The organism is Butyrivibrio sp. FCS014 (genome assembly GCF_000526935.1).
In the GTDB taxonomy this organism is placed as follows: domain Bacteria; phylum Bacillota; class Clostridia; order Lachnospirales; family Lachnospiraceae; genus Butyrivibrio.
This window is the reverse complement of the sequence record NZ_JAHA01000014.1, coordinates 1-16,915: the sequence shown is the minus strand read 5'-3', so window position 1 is coordinate 16,915 and position 16,915 is coordinate 1. Positions and strand designations below refer to the sequence as shown.

The following is a 16,915-nucleotide window of genomic DNA, read 5'->3' as shown; positions in this document are numbered from 1 at the left end:
TCCCTGCCTCTTTGCTGTTCTGAGAAAGTGTGTGCCGGTTCCGGCCTCTATCATTCCGAGCTCCTTGGCTCTTCTGATAACCTCGGCATCACTAATGGTGGTCTTCCTGCCACCAAGGGCAAAGCCCATGACGATAGCGGTGAGAATTATGCCGATTCCCATACCGCGAAGATAATACTTTAGTTTCATTAAATATCTTTTCCTTTATCTTACTTTTCTGTGTTTGTTTGAAAGATCGATAACCAGTTTCACTTCACCTATTCCAAGGCCAAGTTCTCTGGCAATGACCATATTTGATTTGCCCTGCTTGTGCATCTCAAGGATCTGTCTGTTCTGGGAAGCGGGATCATTGGCTGTAAGTTCCTCCATGGATGTGTCAGGATTTTTGGCCTTGCCCTGAACTCTGACTGCTTCCTTAATGGGAATCACCTTTGAATCGGATTGCTGCTCTGTGTCGCCCTTTCCTCCAATAATATGGAGTCCGTTTAAATCCTCCGCATTCAGGATCTCAGCCGGAATCTCCTCAAGAACTTCAAGTTCCTTAAGGTTCTTCTCATCGACGTAACCGCTCTCTATGCTGCCCTCAGGCTGGGGCTGTGAATTAACAGGAGCCGGTGCATCGGCGTCAGCCTGATCGTTCTTTTTCTTTTATATGGAATATGGATTCCACTGAGTTTATCCTCAGCTTCATCAATATACACTGCCCGAAGATTAGATGCCTCTTTTGCCTCCTTGGCTGTAGCCTGGGCATCAAGAACAGCCTGCTTGGCTTCATCAGTCTTTCTTGAGACTTCGGAGACAACAGACGTAAGATTTTTGTGCTTGTCATTGAGCATGTCATACATGAACATGACTTCATCATGATTTTTGTGGATATCATTGATAACGGTATCAGAGTACTCGCCGATGGCTGACATCTTCTCATTGGAGATGCGCTCCATTGCTCTCTCTGTCCTGTCCAGAGTATTGTCAACGGTATCGTCGACCATATTTTCGATGGTTTCCTTCTGATCCTCGACCTCACGTCTAACAAGCTCACGAATTTCTTTTTCCATGAGCATCTTTTCTTCTTCATCCATTTCTTTACCGGCAGGAAGAAGGTAACCCAATATTATCGCAGCGAATCCTGCGACGATGAGAACAATCTCTGTGATACTTATCATAACTCCGCCCAAAAAATCCCAACAAAAGAGTCGCGTTTTAAAAAAACACGTTTCTTTATTATAATATAGAACCGTTAAATCTTCAAATCAAACCCCGATGACAGATGAAGGTCCACAGGTTTCCCATTCCTGTCCCTCATGTTATCTGCTATTTTTTCCATCTGCTCTGTGGTCAGCTGACGCTCAACAACCTCGTCGTCGTCCCCCTGGTTTCTACGACGATTTTTGCCTCCGTCTCCCATGTACTCATTAGAGCCCTTGTCTTCCGCATCAGCGTTCATCCCGTCCTGTGAGATATCATTCTTGGTGTTGACCTGATGCTGTTGATTCTCAACCTCATTGTTGAAACTGAGTCTGGAAGTTGTGCTGATCCGCAAGGGGTCTGGCTTCCTCTGCAGCTTTAATGCTGGTTACATCCGTTGACGTAGCCATTACGCCAAATCAATCTGGTTTATGGGACATCGCCTCATACACCTCCTCTCTCCCTTTATATATCGGCCTGCGAGCCTTTTATCATATAGGTGCAGTCCGTACATCTCCCGAGTTTATAACAAACTTACTGTATTGAACAGGCTTTTTTTACTATCATGGGAAAGCTCCCCTATGTTGACAGTCGTCCCGGGATATGCTGTCCCCTCAACAATAACTTCAGCTTCCTTGGACTCTGCCAGCTTTGCCATGAGCTCCGAATATTCTGCGGAATCCTGCTCAATCTGCTGCGTTAAGGGTTTTGTTCATCTCTATAAGCTTCTTGGCATTGGCAACCTGGTCAGGAGTGAACTTGGCGCCGGCCTTAAGCATCTTGGTAAAACCATCGATGGTGGGCTTTATACTATCTATATTTTTGCTGGCTGTCTGGATGTTCTTCTGCAGCTCTTTTAACCGGATCTTAAGCTGCGGATCTGCACCGACTTCGATAATAGTATTGGCTCCCATCTCAGACCCCAGCACCTTTGCCCTTATCTTATCTGCTGCAGTAACCTTACCGCCTGCTATGAAGCCTCTTCTTCCGGTAACGGTTATCTCTGTTCCCGAGGCCACCGTCGAATGAAGTATACATTCGCTGGTGATACTGCCTTTGGCCATTATGGTGGCGTTCTCAATGAACTTGGTGACAACATTTCCGCCGGCTTTTATATTGCCGCCTGCCTTGGCTCCGCATTCAAGTATAACATCTGCCCCGGCATCAAGTGTAGCCCCTTCTACGATTCCTTTTACAACAATATTTCCTCCGGCCTTTACGCTGAAATTAGAAGCTATGACACCCTTTACTTCAACGCTGCCTTCGTATTCGATATTACCTGTGGAAACATCGACATTCTCAAGTACAAGAACATCTGATACGGTGATCTTGCCTTCTTTTATGGTAACGTGGCCTGACTTTCCTGCTGTAAGTGTAAGCTTATCTTCGGAAAGGGACCGTGTTTTTGCCGTATTTTATAAAAGCGGATTTCACGGCATGAGGCTTGATGTTCTCGCCGTGAACATTTATACCGGGTTCTCCCGGCTTTTCGGGATGCAGAGTAGCCAGAAGCTGTCCGGCTTCCACATTGTTAATAAGATTCAAATGGAAATAGTCAACACTTCCGTCCTCTTTAAGGGTAGGCTTTGCCCTGAGATTTGCATTGAAATGAAGCTCAACTTTCGCATCCCGGCCCTGGACAACAGGTTTTCCCTGAGCGACAACAAGCGTTTTACAGTACTGCCTGTGTTCAAAAAAGTTATGTATAACATCTTTGTTGATGCCATAATTAACTTTTCTGTAAGCGAGACTGCTAAGGACCTCATTCTCAGTCATCAGCTCCGCTCCGTTTGATGGCGGGTAAAAAAATGCTGTGACAGTCATGCGGTCCTGAGAAATGTCGAACTTACAAGCCTCACGTTCAGGAAGAATCTGAGCGTCATTAAAGAGAACGACACTTTTCGTCTGCTTTTGTCACAGCGTCATTGATTACAACTACGTCGTATTGAATTTTCCGATCGTCAAGATAGTCTCTGACATCGTTGACGTTTAGCGGGTCCCCGCCATCTGTCGGTGCAAACACTTTGATGCCGGTGCCTTTTGGCGTGATCACCAGTTGAAAATAACCATTCATTCTTTTTACCCCGCAACCATATTATCTTGAATTTGTGAGTATCCCTAGATATTTGCCGAGTTTCTCCCTCATCTTCTGAAGAGCCCTGGTGTGAAGCTGAGAAATTCTGGACTCAGAAACCTCAAGAACTTCGCTTATCTCCTTAAGTGTCAGTTCTTCATAATAATAAAGCAGTATGACTTTCTTCTCCTTGTCAGTCAGAAGTTCAAGAGACTCAGCCAGCATCTTCTTAAGCTCTTCCTTCTCAACCGCCTCCTCGGGCTTTACGAATGAAGAACTGTGATTATTGGAATCATCGGTAATGTCTGAACCCTGATCCATAAACTCGTTCAAAGAAACAACGCCGGTGACTTTCATCTGGTTCTGCCAGTTCTGATACTCATCTTCGCTGATCTCCATTTTTGCAGCGATCTCGGCATCGGTGGCAACGTGGCCGCCATCTCTTTCTATCTCTCTGATAGCCGCATCGATTTTCTTCTGACGTTGTCTGATGGTACGGGGAATCCAGTCCATTTTCCTTATCTGATCCAGAATAGCTCCGCGGATCCTAAGACTCGCATATGTCTCAAATTTAACGTCTTTCATAAGATCGAATTTATCTATGGCATCAATAAGTCCAAAGATACCATAGCCTACAAGATCATCGTATTCCACGTTAAATCCAAGGTACATACTAAGCCTTCCGGCAACCAGTTTTACCAGAGGAGCATACTCAAGTATCAGCTTCTCCCTGATATCAGCTGACTTGGTCTTATTATATTCAGTCCATAATTTATTTCTGCCTGCCTCGTCCATGCATCTTTTCCCCGGTCAATATTTTTTCTAGAAGTCAGATGTAATATTCTGGTCATCCACAGAGGTTACATCTTCACCACCCTCGGCTTCCATTGCGGCCCTTGCCTCTTCCTCAAGTCTTTCAGCCTCAGCTTTTTCGGCCATGGCTTTCTCGTAATTCACATCGAGGAACCTGTTTATCATCTTCTCAATGATAAGTCCGATGATAAGGAACACCACAACGGATGCAAAAACAATAATAAACCAATCACGTACCGGATAGTGCTTAAAGTAAGTGAAAAGAGCTATGATCGCTGTACATCCAAGCACTATCAGCGGTGTGATCAGTTTTGTATTAACTTTTTTAATCTGTTCAATATCGGTATTCATATGGTCTTCTCAGGCTTTCCTACAGCTCTGATAACAAAATTACCGTTCTCGGGATAAAAAATAACTGTCCTTCCGTAAGAATCTCCGGTATCCTGTGCCAAAACCGGAATGTTCATCTCCTTGAGCTTTTTAAGCGTGGCCTGAACATTTCTGTCGCCGACACGCATAGCGTTATTGCTTGACTGAAAAGCAAACATCTGAGCTCCGCCTGCGATCTTGGCCACAAGCCTTGATCTGCTGGCTCCTTTTGCAACTATCTGCTTTATGAGCTCTTCTATGCCCGTATCGGCAAACTTGGGGATATTAGAATTATTTTTTATCTCGGTTGAATCAGGTAGCATGATATGTGCCAGGCCGCCTATCTTGGTAACAGGGTCTCTCACAGCAATTCCCACACAGGAACCAAGTCCCAGTGTAGTGATTCCGTCAGGGCTGACACAAATATTCAGATCGGCCATACCAACCTTAATAATTTGGCTCATATATTTCCCTCATTAAACATCAATGTCTCCCATTCCGAGAGATGACAGAATCTTTTTGTAACCATCCATATCAGGCAAAAGAATGAAATATCCGCTAAGCTTAAGTTCATCAAAGAACTGAGTCTCAATCAGGAGTATCTTGTCGCCCATCATTCCGAACTGGATAGCCGGTACGCTAAGGATGGCAGCTGCCATATCAATGGCCACATAAGGAACCGAAGGAACAAGCTTAAGGTTTGTCATCATCGAAAGTGAATTCAGATAGGATCCGGTGATGATATTACCTACTTCCTTTAAGGCTGACATTTCAACCTCATCAAATTCCTGGTCTTCAGGTTTGGCGCCTGTTCCCATAAGCTTATCCACGAGATGTCTTGCAGCCTGCTTGCCAAGAAGGAACATGATACTTCCGTCTATATCTCCCTCCACTGCAAGATAAATGCCTGCCATTATCTTCTCTGCTCCGCCCATCATATCCCCGACATCCTTGAAGTCAAGAAGTCGTACCTGAGGAACAGACATATCAACCTTTGTTCCAATCATCTGCGCCAAGGCTGTAGTGGCATTACCGGCTCCGATATTGCCCAGCTCCTTGAGCACATCAAAGTACTGGCTGGATAAATTATCCAGACTCATTTCTCCCATATTCAATCCTCCAATCAGCCTGCGTTAGAAGCCTTCTCTTTTACTTCCTTCTCAGCCACAACAGCGTCCAGATCAAGAATAGAAACGAGGCCGCCGTCGTAATGTCCGACACCGTTTACGAATGACGCATTGGCTTTGCCCTTCTTGTCGTCGTAACGTACCTTCTCAATATTGTTGGAATCAAGAGTAAGAACCTGATTAACCTGATCTACAATAATGCCCACAAGATCTCCTTCACCGGTCTTAAGAATGATGATCCTGCTCTTGCCGGTGATCTCATCTTCAGCAAGTCCCATCTTCATTCTTACGCTCATTACAGGAACGATCTCACCACGGATATTGATAACTCCCTTTAAGTAATCGTCAACCTTGGGAACTCTGGTGATCTGCTGCATTCTTACAATATTATCGATGAATTTGATGTTGATGCCATACTGCTCATCATCAATCTTAATAACTATATACTGGATAAGTTCTCCGCTTTCCTTATTATCTCTCAGCTCATTCATATCGATAATCTCCCTTTCTTTAGATTATTGAATTGGTATCAAGGATAAGAGCAATCTCGCCGTCTCCAAGGATAGTAGCGCCGCTGATAAACTTACATTTAGCAGTGTACTTGCCAAGAGGCTTGATAACTATTTCCTGCTGTCCCATCAATTCGTCGATAACAAGTCCAACCTGCTGATCGCCCTTTCTGGCGATAACCACAACCATGTCCTCATCGGGAGATTTTGTGGATTCTGTATCAAGGACTTCATTGAGCCTTATGATAGGAGTTACGCTTCCACGAAGATTGATAACTTCCCTGTTCTCAACCAGCTTAAGATCTGAAGGTGTTACATCTTCGATACTCTGGATGGAATCAAGAGGAATAGCATATTTCTCTTCGCCGATGATAACCATGAGAGCCTGGATGATAGCCAGTGTAAGAGGAAGTCTGATAACCCATGTGGAGCCCTCTCCAAGCTTTGTTCTAACCGTTACTTCACCGGAAAGTGATTCTACCTTTGACTTAACAACGTCAAGGCCTACACCTCTTCCGGAAATTTCAGATACCTGCTTTGCAGTAGAGAATCCGGGATGGAACAAGAGCTCAACGCACTGCTTCTCTGTAAGAAGAGCTGCCTGCTCGGGAGTAACTACGCCCTTTTCAATAGCCTTATTCTTAACTGCTTCTGCATCGATACCGTTACCGTCATCACCAACCTCGATAACAACGCTGTTGCCATCCTGGAAAGCGTGAAGGAAAATCTGTCCTACATCGGGTTTGCCACGCTGTGCACGAAGTTCAGCTGACTCAATACCATGGTCGGCACTGTTTCTTATAAGGTGCATCAGAGGATCACCGATCTCATCAACCACTGTACGGTCCATTTCTGTCTCTTCACCGGTCATGGTCAGTTCCATCTTCTTGCCCAGTGTCTTGTTAAGATCACGGATCATACGAGGGAATTTCTGAAGTACGCTCTCAATAGGAACCATTCGAACTTTCATGACAGATTCATGAAGGTTTGTGGTTACACTCTCAAGGTACTCAATCTGTTCATTTACGTTGCTTACGCCTGAAGTGTTGGCTGCGGAAATAAGTGAGTTCTTCGCAATGATAAGCTCACTTACCAGGTTCATGAGAACATCCAGTTTCTCTATATCAACACGAACTGTTCTGTTAACAACAGGCTTTCCGACAGGCTTCTTGCCTCCGGCTCCGCCGGCTGCCGCTGCGGGTGCAGGTGCCTGAGCAGCTGCGGGAGCAGGTGCAGGTGCCGCTGCCTTAGCGGGTTCTGCTGCAGGTTCAGGTGCGGGAGCTTCTTCCTTATCTTCAGTGCTCTTGGCACCGCTTAAGTCAAATTCTCCGCATTCACAGCCTTCAACTTCCGAAACGGCCTTAACAATCTCTTCGACCTTTTCTTTGGATTCATCTGTAATCACAACAAGGCTGAAGCTATATTCAAATTTTTCGTCTTCAATATCCTGAGTTGAGGGATCCGATACTGCGATCTCACCAATTTCTTCCAGGCCTTTGAATACAAGGAAGCCTCTTGCTGCCTTAAGAATACAGGACTCCTGAATATGTACGGTCACGCCGTAAATCTTCTTGCCCTGAGAAGCAGCTTCTTCCAATGTGGATTTAACTGATGGATCGAGTTTGATAGCTCTGTAATCTGTTGTTCCGTCTGCGCCGGCGGGAGCATCAGATGCAGGTGCTGCTTCAGCTGCGGGAGCTGCATCGGCAGCAGGAGCTGCAGCGGCATCGCCGCCGCTTGTACCATTCCTGATATCTGCAAGAGCTTTTATGATGTTCTGGTGTTCATCAGTACCCTCGTCCTGATTCTCAGTGATGTTGTCTACATATCCCTGAATAGCATCAAGACACTGCAGGAGAACATCAATATCCGCGGATTTGATCTTGATCTTGCCGCCACGAACATCGGAGAATACATCCTCCATATCGTGGGTAAGGTTCTGCATCCTTGTATAGCCCATTGTTCCAGCCATACCCTTCATGGAATGGGCAGATCTGAAGATCTCGTTGATACAATCCTCGTTCTCGGGATCCTGCTCCAGAGTCATAATGTTGTCATTAAGTGACTGAAGGTGCTCCTTGGCTTCATCGAGAAAGACACTTAGATACTGGGAAACATCCATAACCTATTTACCTCCATATAGAAATGTGATAGATTTCAAAAGCTTAGCACGTAATTGCGCATACTTTTGAACATAATATCGGCATTCTGAATGGAGGAATTTAGAAACATAAGATAAAAGAAAAATTAAAAAGTAATGAAAACCCTCAATTCACGCCGACATTCATTATGATTTCCTGGGCTACATTCTCAAGCTTTACAACCTGATCAACAAGTCCAGCTGTTGCAACTGCTTTGGGCATTCCGTATACGGTGCAGGTACTTTCCTCCTGACCGATAACATGTACTTTTTTCTTAGATTTCAGATTCCTGATTCCTTCGGTACCGTCCGCTCCCATTCCGGTAAGTACGACACAACAGATCTCGTCGTAATCGGAATCCATGAGGGACTCGTACATATAATTTGCACAGGGCCTTACACCCTCTCTTGTGGGGCCGTCCACATAGTGGATAGTGCTCTTACCGCCGCTCTTCACTACATGCATATGTTTGCCGCCCCTGGAGATGTAAACTGTTCCGGCCTGAAGAACATCGCCTTCAGCTGCCTCTTTTACGTGTACCTCTGACAGAGAATCAAGTCTCTCTGCAAGAGATGCCGTAAATCCTTCAGGCATATGCTGTACCAGAACTACCGGAGTCTTGAGGTTCTTAGGCAGCTTCGGAATAACTGACTGAAGTGCTCTGGGACCTCCTGTTGAACTGGCAATGGCAACGATCTTATTACCGGTAATCTTGCTGGCAGATTTGGTAACCAGCTCGATAACCTTGCGGGATTCCTTGGCTTCTTCAAAAGAGAATGCCTTGGGTGCGGTAGGTGCCTTACTGTTTGCCACAGCAGCCAACGTGTTGATAAACTGCTTTGCAAAGTCCTCACCCCTGCACTCGGAAGCTCTGTCAGGCTTGTGCACAAAGTCAAGAGCTCCCAGATCGAGCGCATCCATGGTAACCTTTGCACCTTCCTTGGTATCGGTGCTGGCCATCATGATCTTGGCTCTGATCTTGAGTCTCTGTACCTCTTTGAGCATCGTTATACCGTCCATACGAGGCATGTTGATGTCAAGAACTACAGCGTCATAGGTATTCTTTTTAAGAAGTTCCAATCCCTCAATTCCGTCTTTGGCCTTGTCAACCACCTGGAATCTTGAATCTGCATTAATAATATCACTTAATACAGTTCTCATGAGTGCAGAGTCATCAATAATAAGAATTTTTTTCATAATTAAGTCTGCTTCTTTCTGATTTTTCGTTCTTCCTCAAAGATAAAATGAATGATATCTTCTCTGGAGGTTTCCTCAATGTACACGTACTGAATGCGGTGCTCAAAAAGTCCCGGCCTGCTCTCCAGTTCCTGTACCTTCAACACGTTACAGATCATCTCATACTCTTTGGGGTAGGCAGTTCCCGGCAGATGGTATGCACAGTATATCGTGCTTCCCTCTTCGTATTTGAAATTAGCCACAAATCGAAGACCGCCGCCGCTGATGTCTACAACAACGCTCTTTTGGAGATTGTCCCCCGGCTCAACAAGATATTTCCTGTTCTTCTCGAAAGCCTCAAGCTCCTCCTTAGAGCACATTCTGGATTTTAACTCCAAAGCACAGCTGAATCTGTAGTACTCTCGCCTTTGCAGTTTCTGTAGTTCACTTGTCAGATCCAGAACCAGAATATACATGTTGTCGCTTCGGTATCTGTCGACAATCTTGGCAAAGCACTGAAAAAGCCCTCTCGTGCTGTAGAAGCAAAGGCTGTACTCACCATCAACAGGTAAAAGAACTATCTTCCCCCTCTCAAAGGGCATCAAGATCTCAATCCTGTCGTCTGAAGTCACATCCATTATCTTGCTCATATAGATGTGCTTGGTCCGTACATCCTCATCCATCCATATCTTGCCCGTAGCCTTCAGTTCCACTCTGTTGCCTGGTGAAATATAGTCAGTGAGCATGTAATAAGTTATCTCCAATCATTAATATAATAATATTATACCCTAATTTGGTGCTGCCGGTGAAGTCGATTGATTGGAAGGAATCTGCGTGCTGCTGAGCTTCCTTCCGGTGATGATATGGGAAAAGAATGCCGCCATTCCCCTCTGCTTGACTTCTGTAACATCTCCCGGATTCATGAGCTGGTTTGCAATATTCTCAAAGGCTCTTACAGACTTGGCATTGGGATATTGCAAAGAAACCGGCGACTGCTGCATAACACTCCTTGCAAGCATCTGGTCCTGCGGGATAGCCCCCATGTATGTAAGCGGCAGTTTCAGATAGCGGGCGACAACTGCGTTGAGCTTGTTAAAGAGCTGCTGTCCCTCGTCATCAGATGAAACCCTGTTTGACACCACCTTGACTTTGGTATTCTCCCTGGAAAACCTCGGAGACTGATTGAGAGCCTTAAGCAGCGAATATGAATCGGTGATGGAAGTCGGCTCCGGTGTAGTCACCAGAATGATCTCACCGCTTGCCACAAGGAACTCCATAACCGCGCTTGAAATTCCGGCTCCCGTGTCAACTATTATTATATCCGCAATCGCATCAAGCTCTGCCAGGTTGACAATAATATAAACGAGATAATCCCTGCTTAAGTTGTACATTCCGGAAATGCCGGATCCTCCTGAAATAAAGCCTATGCCTTCAGGCCCCCAGGTGATGATATCCTTTATATTCTTGCCCTGATAAATCAGATCGCTTAAATTGTGCTTCGGTATAGTTCCGAACATGATCTCTATGTTGGCCAGTCCAAAGTCCGCATCGAGAATGATGACTCTTTTGCCCATCTTCCTGAACTGTACAGCCAGGTTAATGGCTACATTGGATTTGCCGACGCCGCCCTTGCCGCTGGTCACCGTAATGATCCTGGCAAGAGGCCTTTGAGGCATGCCGGAGTTTTTGATTATATTTCTTAACTGTGTAGCCTGATCCATATAAGATTACCCAACAATTAACTCTTTCCACCCAATAAATTCTTGACTATGCGCTGTGCATCAAAGACAGCGATGTCATCAGGTACATTCTGACCGTTTGTGATATATGCGATCGGAGCCCCTGTATGTATCCTGATGTTGTAGAGATTGCCCTTGGCTCCCGTCTCGTCCATCTTGGTAAAGATGAGCTTGTAGGCCACCATCTCGGAGTAAGCATCTGCTATTTCAATAAGATCCCTGTACTTGGTTGTGGCTGAAAGCACAAGATAATTCTCGCATTCCATCACATCCTCGAGAGTACGTATGAACGATTCCACGCCCTGCTTAAGTTCCTCGTTGTGAAGAGAATGTCCGGCAGTATCTACCATGATAAAATCATAGTCCTTGAAATCTTCCGCTGCCTGTCTCATCTCCTCCACCGAATAGATAACCCTGAAGGGGATCTCAAGTATGGACGCATAGGTGCGAAGCTGCTCTGCCGCAGCAATACGGTATGTATCCACAGTCAAAAGAGCTACTTTCTTTTTCTGATTGATACGAAGTTCCGTTGCCAGCTTGGCTATTGTGGTTGTCTTGCCGACTCCGGTTGGTCCGATGAATATCTCAGCTCTGGGTCCTTCCGCATTAATGTCAATGGGCTCTGATTTGCCGAACTTCAGAACCATTTTCTGGTAGACATTGGCAAGAGCATAATCAAAGGGAAGACCGGGTTTACTGATCTTCTCCACCTCGTCCGTGAGCTGATTTACGTATATCTCATCTACTTCATTCTCTATAAGAGTATTATACAATAATTTGATAAAGGAGAGTGTCTCCTCGGATATATCCGGTGAAGGTGCAGCCTTTGTCACAGGCTCCTCAGGCTCTGCTGCAGCTTTTTCATAGGTCTTTGGTTCCTCTTTCTCGGTTTTTAAAAAGCTCTTTTCCAGAAGATTTGAGAGATTATCCAGCTTCTCTTCAATGGCGCTGTTATCATCCTTGACATCCGCCGCGGGTTTGAGGGCACTCCCGTTACTGGAAGCTATGATTGTATCTCTCTGCCCCGAATCCGACAACGCACTGTTTCTCCCCACAGGCCTGGCGTTCTTGTCCGGAGAATATGTCCTTACGGGCTTTTCCGATTCCTCCTCAAGAGCAACGGTCACCTCAATCTTCTGTGCCTGGAAGAAAGAAAAGAATCCACTTTTTTTAGCCGGGCGAACATTCATTACCACAATGTTTTGTCCCAGCTCCCTCTTGGCTTCTTCCGTAGCCTCACTCTCAGTTTTTCCAACATACTTTTTGATAATCATACTATGCAGTTACCATCCCCACAGATTGTAATTCGATAGTCGGTTCTACTTCATTGTAGGATATTACAATAAGATCTTTGTAATAATCCTGGGTCATCTTCTTGAAATACATCCTCACAATAGGGGATGCCATGATGATGGCCATTCTTCCGGAATCCTCCAGCTTTCTTACCTGCTCCCCGACAGCCGTGAGAATGGACTTGGTCCTTGCGGGATCCAGAGTCAGATATGCTCCGGTCTCTGTCTGCTTGATACTGCTCATGATCTCCTGCTCTATCTTGGGATCCAGGGTCACTACGCTGGTAGTCTCGCCGGGAATGAAGTACTTATTGGATATGGCTCTCTTAAGGCTCTGCCGTACATACTCCGTTAAAATATCCGGATCATGGGTTGAAGGTGCAAAGTCAGCCAGGGTCTCAAATATGGTAACAAGGTCTCTGATGGATATTCCCTCACTGAGGAGATTCTGGAGAACCTTCTCAATCTCACCAAGACTCATGAGCTTAGGCACAAGCTCGTCCACCAGTGCCGGATTGTTCTCCCTTAAGTTGTCCACAAGGTTCTGAACATCCTGCCTTGTAAGGAGCTCTGCGATATGCTCCCTGATGATCTCCGTAAGGTGTGTGGCAATGATCGAAGGTGGATCTACAACGGTATAGCCAAGGCTTTCCGCTCTCTCCCTCTGCCCCTCCGTGATCCATGTTGCGGGAAGATGGAATGAAGGCTCCACTGTAGGAATACCTGTGATTTCCTCCTCAACATGTCCGGGATTCATGGCCATGTAGTGGTCAAAGAGAATCTCTCCGTCACTGACCTGTATACCCTTAATTTTAATGATATATTGATTGGGATTCAACTGAATATTATCACGCAATCTGATAATGGGAACTACAGTTCCAAGCTCCAGAGCCACCTGACGTCTGATCATAACAACTCGGTCAAGAAGGTCACCGCCCTGGTTAACATCAGCAAGCGGAATAATACCGTATCCAAATTCCAGCTCGATGGGATCCACCTGCAAAAGGCTCGTAACATTCTCAGGCTGCCTTATCTCTTCAGCCTCCTGTTCTTCAGGAGTTGCCACCTCTCCTTCTACAGCAACCTCTTCCATGGTCTGGCTTGTGATCCTTCCAAGAACAATAAAAGCTGCACCAAAGGTGACATAAAGTATAGTCGGCAAAGGTGAAAAGATACCAAGGCCTGCCACTACGCCACCCACAAGATAAAGAGTCTTGGCTGTACCGAAAAGCTGGCCGATAAGTGCATGTCCGAAATCTGCCTCTTTTGACCCCTTTGTTACAAGGATACCGGTAGACATGGAGATCATCAGCGAAGGGATCGAGCTTACAAGTCCGTCACCCATTGTCAGGATTGAGAAGGTGTTAATAGCTGTATTAACATCCATTCCCTGTCTGATAACACCCATGGCAATACCGCCAACAAGGTTGACCGCTGTGATGATAAGACCCGCGGTGGCATCTCCCTTTACGTACTTGGTAGCACCGTCCATGGCTCCGAAGAAGCTGGCCTCTTCCTGGATCTTTTCCCTTCGGTTCTTGGCTTCGGCATCCGTGATGGCGCCGGTATTAAGGTCCGCGTCTATGGCCATCTGCTTACCGGGCATAGCGTCCAAAGTAAATCTTGCCGATACTTCAGCTACACGCTCGGAACCTTTGTTGATAACCATCAGCTGAACGATGATGAGAATGATATAGATGATGGCTCCGACGATCAGATCGCCGCCGCCCACGAAGGAACCGAATACCTCAATAACCTGTCCGGCACTGCCCTGTGTCAGAATGAGCCTCGTAGATGATACGTTCAGCGCAATTCTGAAGATCGTGGTAAACAACAGTACAGTCGGGAAAAAAGACATCTGCAAAACTTCAGTGGCGAACATGGCCGTAAACATGATCACAAAGGAAAGTGACATATCAAAAGCCAAAAGAACGTCAAGAAGCCAGTCCGGCAGAGGAATAATGAGCATGACAACAGCAGCCACAATGTAAAGTGCCAGACCATAATCAAATACACGACCTTTAATCTTACTAAGATCCATCATTATCCTCCTTTCGGTTTATTACAGTTACAAACGGGTCAGACTTTACCCTGTAAGTGATATACATATGCAAGAACTTCAGCTACCGCCTTGTAGAGTTCAGGCGGAACAAGCTCGCCAACTTCCACGTTGGTGTACAGCATCCTGGCAAGAGGCTTGTTCTCTACTATTTCAACGTTGTTCTCTCTGGCCACTTCCTTGATCTTCTGAGCCAGATAGTCAGCACCCTTAGCAACAACTATAGGTGCATCGTTTTCATCCGCATCATATTTGATGGCAACAGCAAAGTGAGTAGGGTTGGTGATTACAACGTCCGCCTCAGGCAGCTGCTGCATCATCCTTCGCCTTGAAGCCTCCATCATTCTTCGCTTCTGAGCACCCTTTACAGCAGGATCTCCTTCCGAGTTCTTGTACTCGTCCTTTACTTCCTGCTTGGTCATCATCATGTCCTTATGGAACTTCCTGCGCTGATAGATAAGATCAATAGCGGCTATAACGATATATGCGGCTGCAAGACGTATTCCAAGGTCTATGATAAGTGAGCCCATAAGCCCAATGGCCTGCTTGAGCGGTATGTCATACAGAAGGAAAAGAGATTCCGTCCTTCCGGTAAAAAAGCTGTATATAACTGCTCCCATTATTACCAGCTTAAGTATTGATTTTCCTAGTTCAAAAAGCTTCCTGGTGGAAAAGATCTTTTTTCATACCGGAAATAGGATTAAGCTTTGAGAGCTTTGGCTGCAGAGGCTTACTTGTAGGTTTGAATCCAACCTGAACAAGATCGCTTTACAAAAGCAATGATAAAAGCGATAATAAAAAACGGAGCTGAAATAATAAACATCGTAAATATGGCATTTGTCAAAAGGCTCCGCAGCAGTTCTACGGGTATATACCCTTCGTAGGTTCTTGCCACGTTGGGGATGTTGTTATATATCCTGCTGAAGAGATTCTGAAAGTTGGTACCCATGAATCCATAGCCGATCCTGAGTATCAGAAACAGAGCCATTAAAGAAAAGGCTGTCGCAACCTCCTGGCTCTTGGCTACCTGACCTTCCTTACGGGCATCATCCAGCTTTTTGGATGTAGGCTCCTCTGATTTCTCGGCGCCGTTTGCATCTTCAGCAAAGAACTGCAGGTTATATTTAATTAGTAACCCGGATTCATCATCCGCCCTGCAAACTGTATACAAAATCAGTTATCAGCTCCTTTTGTATTGATAAAGATAAAGTTAACTGCCTGATTCATCATGGCAACGGTAAAGAACATTATCACAAGTCCTATAACGATCTTTATCTGTATACCAACCGAGAACATATTCATCTGAGGTGATACTTTGGCAAGAACACCAGAATGACGTTGGTGGTAAGGTAATGATAAATATCGGGAGGCATATCCTGAATCCGATAACCATGTAATCCTTGGTGAAATTCAGAATTGCCTGAAGCATTCTGTCTGAATGAATAACTGCCCGTTTTATGGGGATGATCGTAAAGGCTGTCCACCAGTGCCCTTAAATAAACTGATACATTCCGGTAAGGATAAGAGCAACAGTAAGGAACTGTGAATAAAGCGAACCGGTTATTTGTCACCTGCTGGTTAGTGGGAGCTGTCCAAACATACTGACCATGGATAAACCGATCTGCATATCCGTAATGGTACCGGCAAATGCGGGCTATCTGGTTACACAAAAGAACCGGAAAGTCCTATTACCAGGCCAACCATGGCTTCCTTTTAGAACAATAACGGCATAACCGGCCACCGTATTGTAATCCGGCGGATAAAAAAGGAACCGCACCGTATAAAAGTATTGGATATTCATAAGCCCGTAGCCGATCTTTGACCACATTTGGAGTCTGAGTTCGGCCAAAGAAAGGACAGACAAATATGAAACTCATTATCCTTACGACAATAAGGCAGATAACTTCAAGATCGCCGTAGCTGAAGGTGTAATCTATCATAGTCTTCTCCTAGCGCACATACTTGGAGAAATCCGACCACAGATTTGTAATGTATCCGGACAGCTCTGTCAGCATCCAGTTACCGATAAGTATTATCATCATGAACACTCCGATAACCTTAGGCACGAAGGTCAGGGTCTGCTCCTGAATGGAAGTAACCGTCTGAAAAATTGATATAACAAGTCCGATGGTCATTGAGGTCAAAAAGACCGGAAGTGACATCTGGATAATAAGAAAAAGAGCATCTCTCATTATCTGATTGATATCTGCTAAAGTGATCATCTCTTAATCCCTCCTCTGCTAATAGAAGGACTTGACCAGGTTGCCTATGATAAGGCTCCATCCGTCCGCAAGCACAAACAACAGTATCTTAAATGGTAACGATATAGTGGTAGGCGGCAGCATCATCATACCCATACTCATAAGTACCGATGCCACTACCATGTCTATTACAATAAACGGTATGTAAATAAGGAAACCGATAATAAACG

20 protein-coding genes and 3 pseudogenes are annotated in these 16,915 nt (G+C 45.4%); all 23 read right to left on the bottom strand.

The annotated features are described in order from the left end of the window. Positions 1-189: pseudogene (locus T456_RS20085) on the bottom strand (hypothetical protein); the annotation flags it as partial. Between the two features lie 15 nt (positions 190-204). Then, positions 205-429, bottom strand: a complete 225-nt coding sequence (locus tag T456_RS0112575; RefSeq protein ID WP_024866444.1) for a DUF6115 domain-containing protein — start codon at positions 427-429, stop codon at positions 205-207. 143 nt (positions 430-572) lie between these two features. Further along, positions 573-1,163: a DUF6115 domain-containing protein gene (locus T456_RS0112570; protein WP_024866443.1), complete on the bottom strand. Its 591-nt coding sequence runs from the start codon at positions 1,161-1,163 to the stop codon at positions 573-575. A 74-nt stretch (positions 1,164-1,237) separates the two neighbouring features. Next, positions 1,238-1,540: a hypothetical protein gene (locus T456_RS0112565; protein ID WP_024866442.1), complete on the bottom strand. Its 303-nt coding sequence runs from the start codon at positions 1,538-1,540 to the stop codon at positions 1,238-1,240. A gap of 331 nt (positions 1,541-1,871) precedes the next feature. Further along, positions 1,872-2,459, bottom strand: coding sequence for a FapA family protein (locus T456_RS23435; protein ID WP_330369759.1), 588 nt, complete (start codon positions 2,457-2,459; stop codon positions 1,872-1,874). Positions 2,460-2,565: 106 nt separating this feature from the next. Next, positions 2,566-3,024: a FapA family protein gene (locus tag T456_RS23430; RefSeq protein ID WP_278246933.1), complete on the bottom strand. Its 459-nt coding sequence runs from the start codon at positions 3,022-3,024 to the stop codon at positions 2,566-2,568. Positions 3,025-3,280: 256 nt separating this feature from the next. After that, positions 3,281-4,054: a FliA/WhiG family RNA polymerase sigma factor gene (locus tag T456_RS0112540; RefSeq protein WP_024866437.1), complete on the bottom strand. Its 774-nt coding sequence runs from the start codon at positions 4,052-4,054 to the stop codon at positions 3,281-3,283. Positions 4,055-4,081: 27 nt separating this feature from the next. Further along, positions 4,082-4,423: a hypothetical protein gene (locus T456_RS0112535; RefSeq protein WP_024866436.1), complete on the bottom strand. Its 342-nt coding sequence runs from the start codon at positions 4,421-4,423 to the stop codon at positions 4,082-4,084. Next, positions 4,420-4,905, bottom strand: a complete 486-nt coding sequence (locus T456_RS0112530) for a chemotaxis protein CheD (protein WP_024866435.1) — start codon at positions 4,903-4,905, stop codon at positions 4,420-4,422. The genes T456_RS0112535 and T456_RS0112530 overlap by 4 nt, the downstream gene beginning before the upstream one ends. 12 nt (positions 4,906-4,917) lie before the next feature. After that, complete coding sequence (locus tag T456_RS0112525) at positions 4,918-5,550, bottom strand: chemotaxis protein CheC (protein WP_024866434.1); 633 nt, start codon at positions 5,548-5,550, stop codon at positions 4,918-4,920. Between the two features lie 14 nt (positions 5,551-5,564). After that, positions 5,565-6,059: a chemotaxis protein CheW gene (locus T456_RS0112520; RefSeq protein ID WP_024866433.1), complete on the bottom strand. Its 495-nt coding sequence runs from the start codon at positions 6,057-6,059 to the stop codon at positions 5,565-5,567. A 19-nt stretch (positions 6,060-6,078) separates the two neighbouring features. After that, positions 6,079-8,199: a chemotaxis protein CheA gene (locus T456_RS0112515; protein ID WP_024866432.1), complete on the bottom strand. Its 2,121-nt coding sequence runs from the start codon at positions 8,197-8,199 to the stop codon at positions 6,079-6,081. A gap of 145 nt (positions 8,200-8,344) precedes the next feature. Continuing rightward, the gene (locus T456_RS0112510) at positions 8,345-9,415 is read right to left on the bottom strand and encodes a protein-glutamate methylesterase/protein-glutamine glutaminase (protein ID WP_081749097.1); all 1,071 of its coding nucleotides are present in this window, start codon (positions 9,413-9,415) and stop codon (positions 8,345-8,347) included. Between the two features lie 2 nt (positions 9,416-9,417). Next, the gene (locus tag T456_RS0112505) at positions 9,418-10,140 is read right to left on the bottom strand and encodes a flagellar brake protein (RefSeq protein WP_024866430.1); all 723 of its coding nucleotides are present in this window, start codon (positions 10,138-10,140) and stop codon (positions 9,418-9,420) included. A 42-nt stretch (positions 10,141-10,182) separates the two neighbouring features. Further along, on the bottom strand, positions 10,183-11,115 hold the full coding sequence (locus T456_RS0112500; protein ID WP_024866429.1) for a MinD/ParA family protein: 933 nt from the start codon (positions 11,113-11,115) through the stop codon (positions 10,183-10,185). 17 nt (positions 11,116-11,132) lie between these two features. Further along, positions 11,133-12,407: a flagellar biosynthesis protein FlhF gene (gene flhF / locus T456_RS0112495; protein WP_024866428.1), complete on the bottom strand. Its 1,275-nt coding sequence runs from the start codon at positions 12,405-12,407 to the stop codon at positions 11,133-11,135. 1 nt (position 12,408) lies between these two features. Further along, entirely contained in the window at positions 12,409-14,466 is a 2,058-nt protein-coding gene (gene flhA / locus T456_RS0112490; RefSeq protein ID WP_035802112.1) for a flagellar biosynthesis protein FlhA, read from the bottom strand. A 38-nt stretch (positions 14,467-14,504) separates the two neighbouring features. Continuing rightward, a complete protein-coding gene (locus T456_RS23800) occupies positions 14,505-15,107 on the bottom strand; it encodes an EscU/YscU/HrcU family type III secretion system export apparatus switch protein (protein ID WP_330369758.1) in 603 nt (200 codons plus the stop codon). Between the two features lie 28 nt (positions 15,108-15,135). Further along, positions 15,136-15,213: pseudogene (locus T456_RS24150) on the bottom strand (hypothetical protein); the annotation flags it as partial. A gap of 1 nt (position 15,214) precedes the next feature. Continuing rightward, on the bottom strand, positions 15,215-15,655 hold the full coding sequence (locus tag T456_RS23795) for an EscU/YscU/HrcU family type III secretion system export apparatus switch protein (RefSeq protein ID WP_330369756.1): 441 nt from the start codon (positions 15,653-15,655) through the stop codon (positions 15,215-15,217). 2 nt (positions 15,656-15,657) lie between these two features. Further along, a complete protein-coding gene (locus tag T456_RS24145) occupies positions 15,658-15,780 on the bottom strand; it encodes a hypothetical protein (RefSeq protein ID WP_207640366.1) in 123 nt (40 codons plus the stop codon). A gap of 653 nt (positions 15,781-16,433) precedes the next feature. Continuing rightward, positions 16,434-16,706: a flagellar biosynthesis protein FliQ gene (gene fliQ / locus T456_RS0112475; protein WP_024866426.1), complete on the bottom strand. Its 273-nt coding sequence runs from the start codon at positions 16,704-16,706 to the stop codon at positions 16,434-16,436. An 18-nt stretch (positions 16,707-16,724) separates the two neighbouring features. Next, a pseudogene (locus T456_RS20075) lies at positions 16,725-16,915 on the bottom strand (flagellar type III secretion system pore protein FliP); the annotation flags it as partial.

What these genes read in the sequence shown, in the direction of transcription:
- T456_RS0112505 (WP_024866430.1), bottom strand. Translation starts at nt 10,140, where the DNA reads ATGCTCACTGACTATATTTCACCAGGCAACAGAGTGGAACTGAAGGCT.
- T456_RS0112535 (WP_024866436.1), bottom strand. Translation starts at nt 4,423, where the DNA reads ATGAATACCGATATTGAACAGATTAAAAAAGTTAATACAAAACTGATC.
- fliQ (WP_024866426.1), bottom strand. Translation starts at nt 16,706, where the DNA reads ATGATCACTTTAGCAGATATCAATCAGATAATGAGAGATGCTCTTTTT.
- T456_RS0112530 (WP_024866435.1), bottom strand. Translation starts at nt 4,905, where the DNA reads ATGAGCCAAATTATTAAGGTTGGTATGGCCGATCTGAATATTTGTGTC.
- T456_RS0112500 (WP_024866429.1), bottom strand. Translation starts at nt 11,115, where the DNA reads ATGGATCAGGCTACACAGTTAAGAAATATAATCAAAAACTCCGGCATG.
- T456_RS0112540 (WP_024866437.1), bottom strand. Translation starts at nt 4,054, where the DNA reads ATGGACGAGGCAGGCAGAAATAAATTATGGACTGAATATAATAAGACC.
- T456_RS0112520 (WP_024866433.1), bottom strand. Translation starts at nt 6,059, where the DNA reads ATGAATGAGCTGAGAGATAATAAGGAAAGCGGAGAACTTATCCAGTAT.
- T456_RS0112570 (WP_024866443.1), bottom strand. Translation starts at nt 1,163, where the DNA reads ATGATAAGTATCACAGAGATTGTTCTCATCGTCGCAGGATTCGCTGCG.
- flhA (WP_035802112.1), bottom strand. Translation starts at nt 14,466, where the DNA reads ATGGATCTTAGTAAGATTAAAGGTCGTGTATTTGATTATGGTCTGGCA.
- T456_RS24145 (WP_207640366.1), bottom strand. Translation starts at nt 15,780, where the DNA reads ATGTTCTCGGTTGGTATACAGATAAAGATCGTTATAGGACTTGTGATA.
- T456_RS0112510 (WP_081749097.1), bottom strand. Translation starts at nt 9,415, where the DNA reads ATGAAAAAAATTCTTATTATTGATGACTCTGCACTCATGAGAACTGTA.
- flhF (WP_024866428.1), bottom strand. Translation starts at nt 12,407, where the DNA reads ATGATTATCAAAAAGTATGTTGGAAAAACTGAGAGTGAGGCTACGGAA.
- T456_RS0112525 (WP_024866434.1), bottom strand. Translation starts at nt 5,550, where the DNA reads ATGGGAGAAATGAGTCTGGATAATTTATCCAGCCAGTACTTTGATGTG.
- T456_RS0112515 (WP_024866432.1), bottom strand. Translation starts at nt 8,199, where the DNA reads ATGGATGTTTCCCAGTATCTAAGTGTCTTTCTCGATGAAGCCAAGGAG.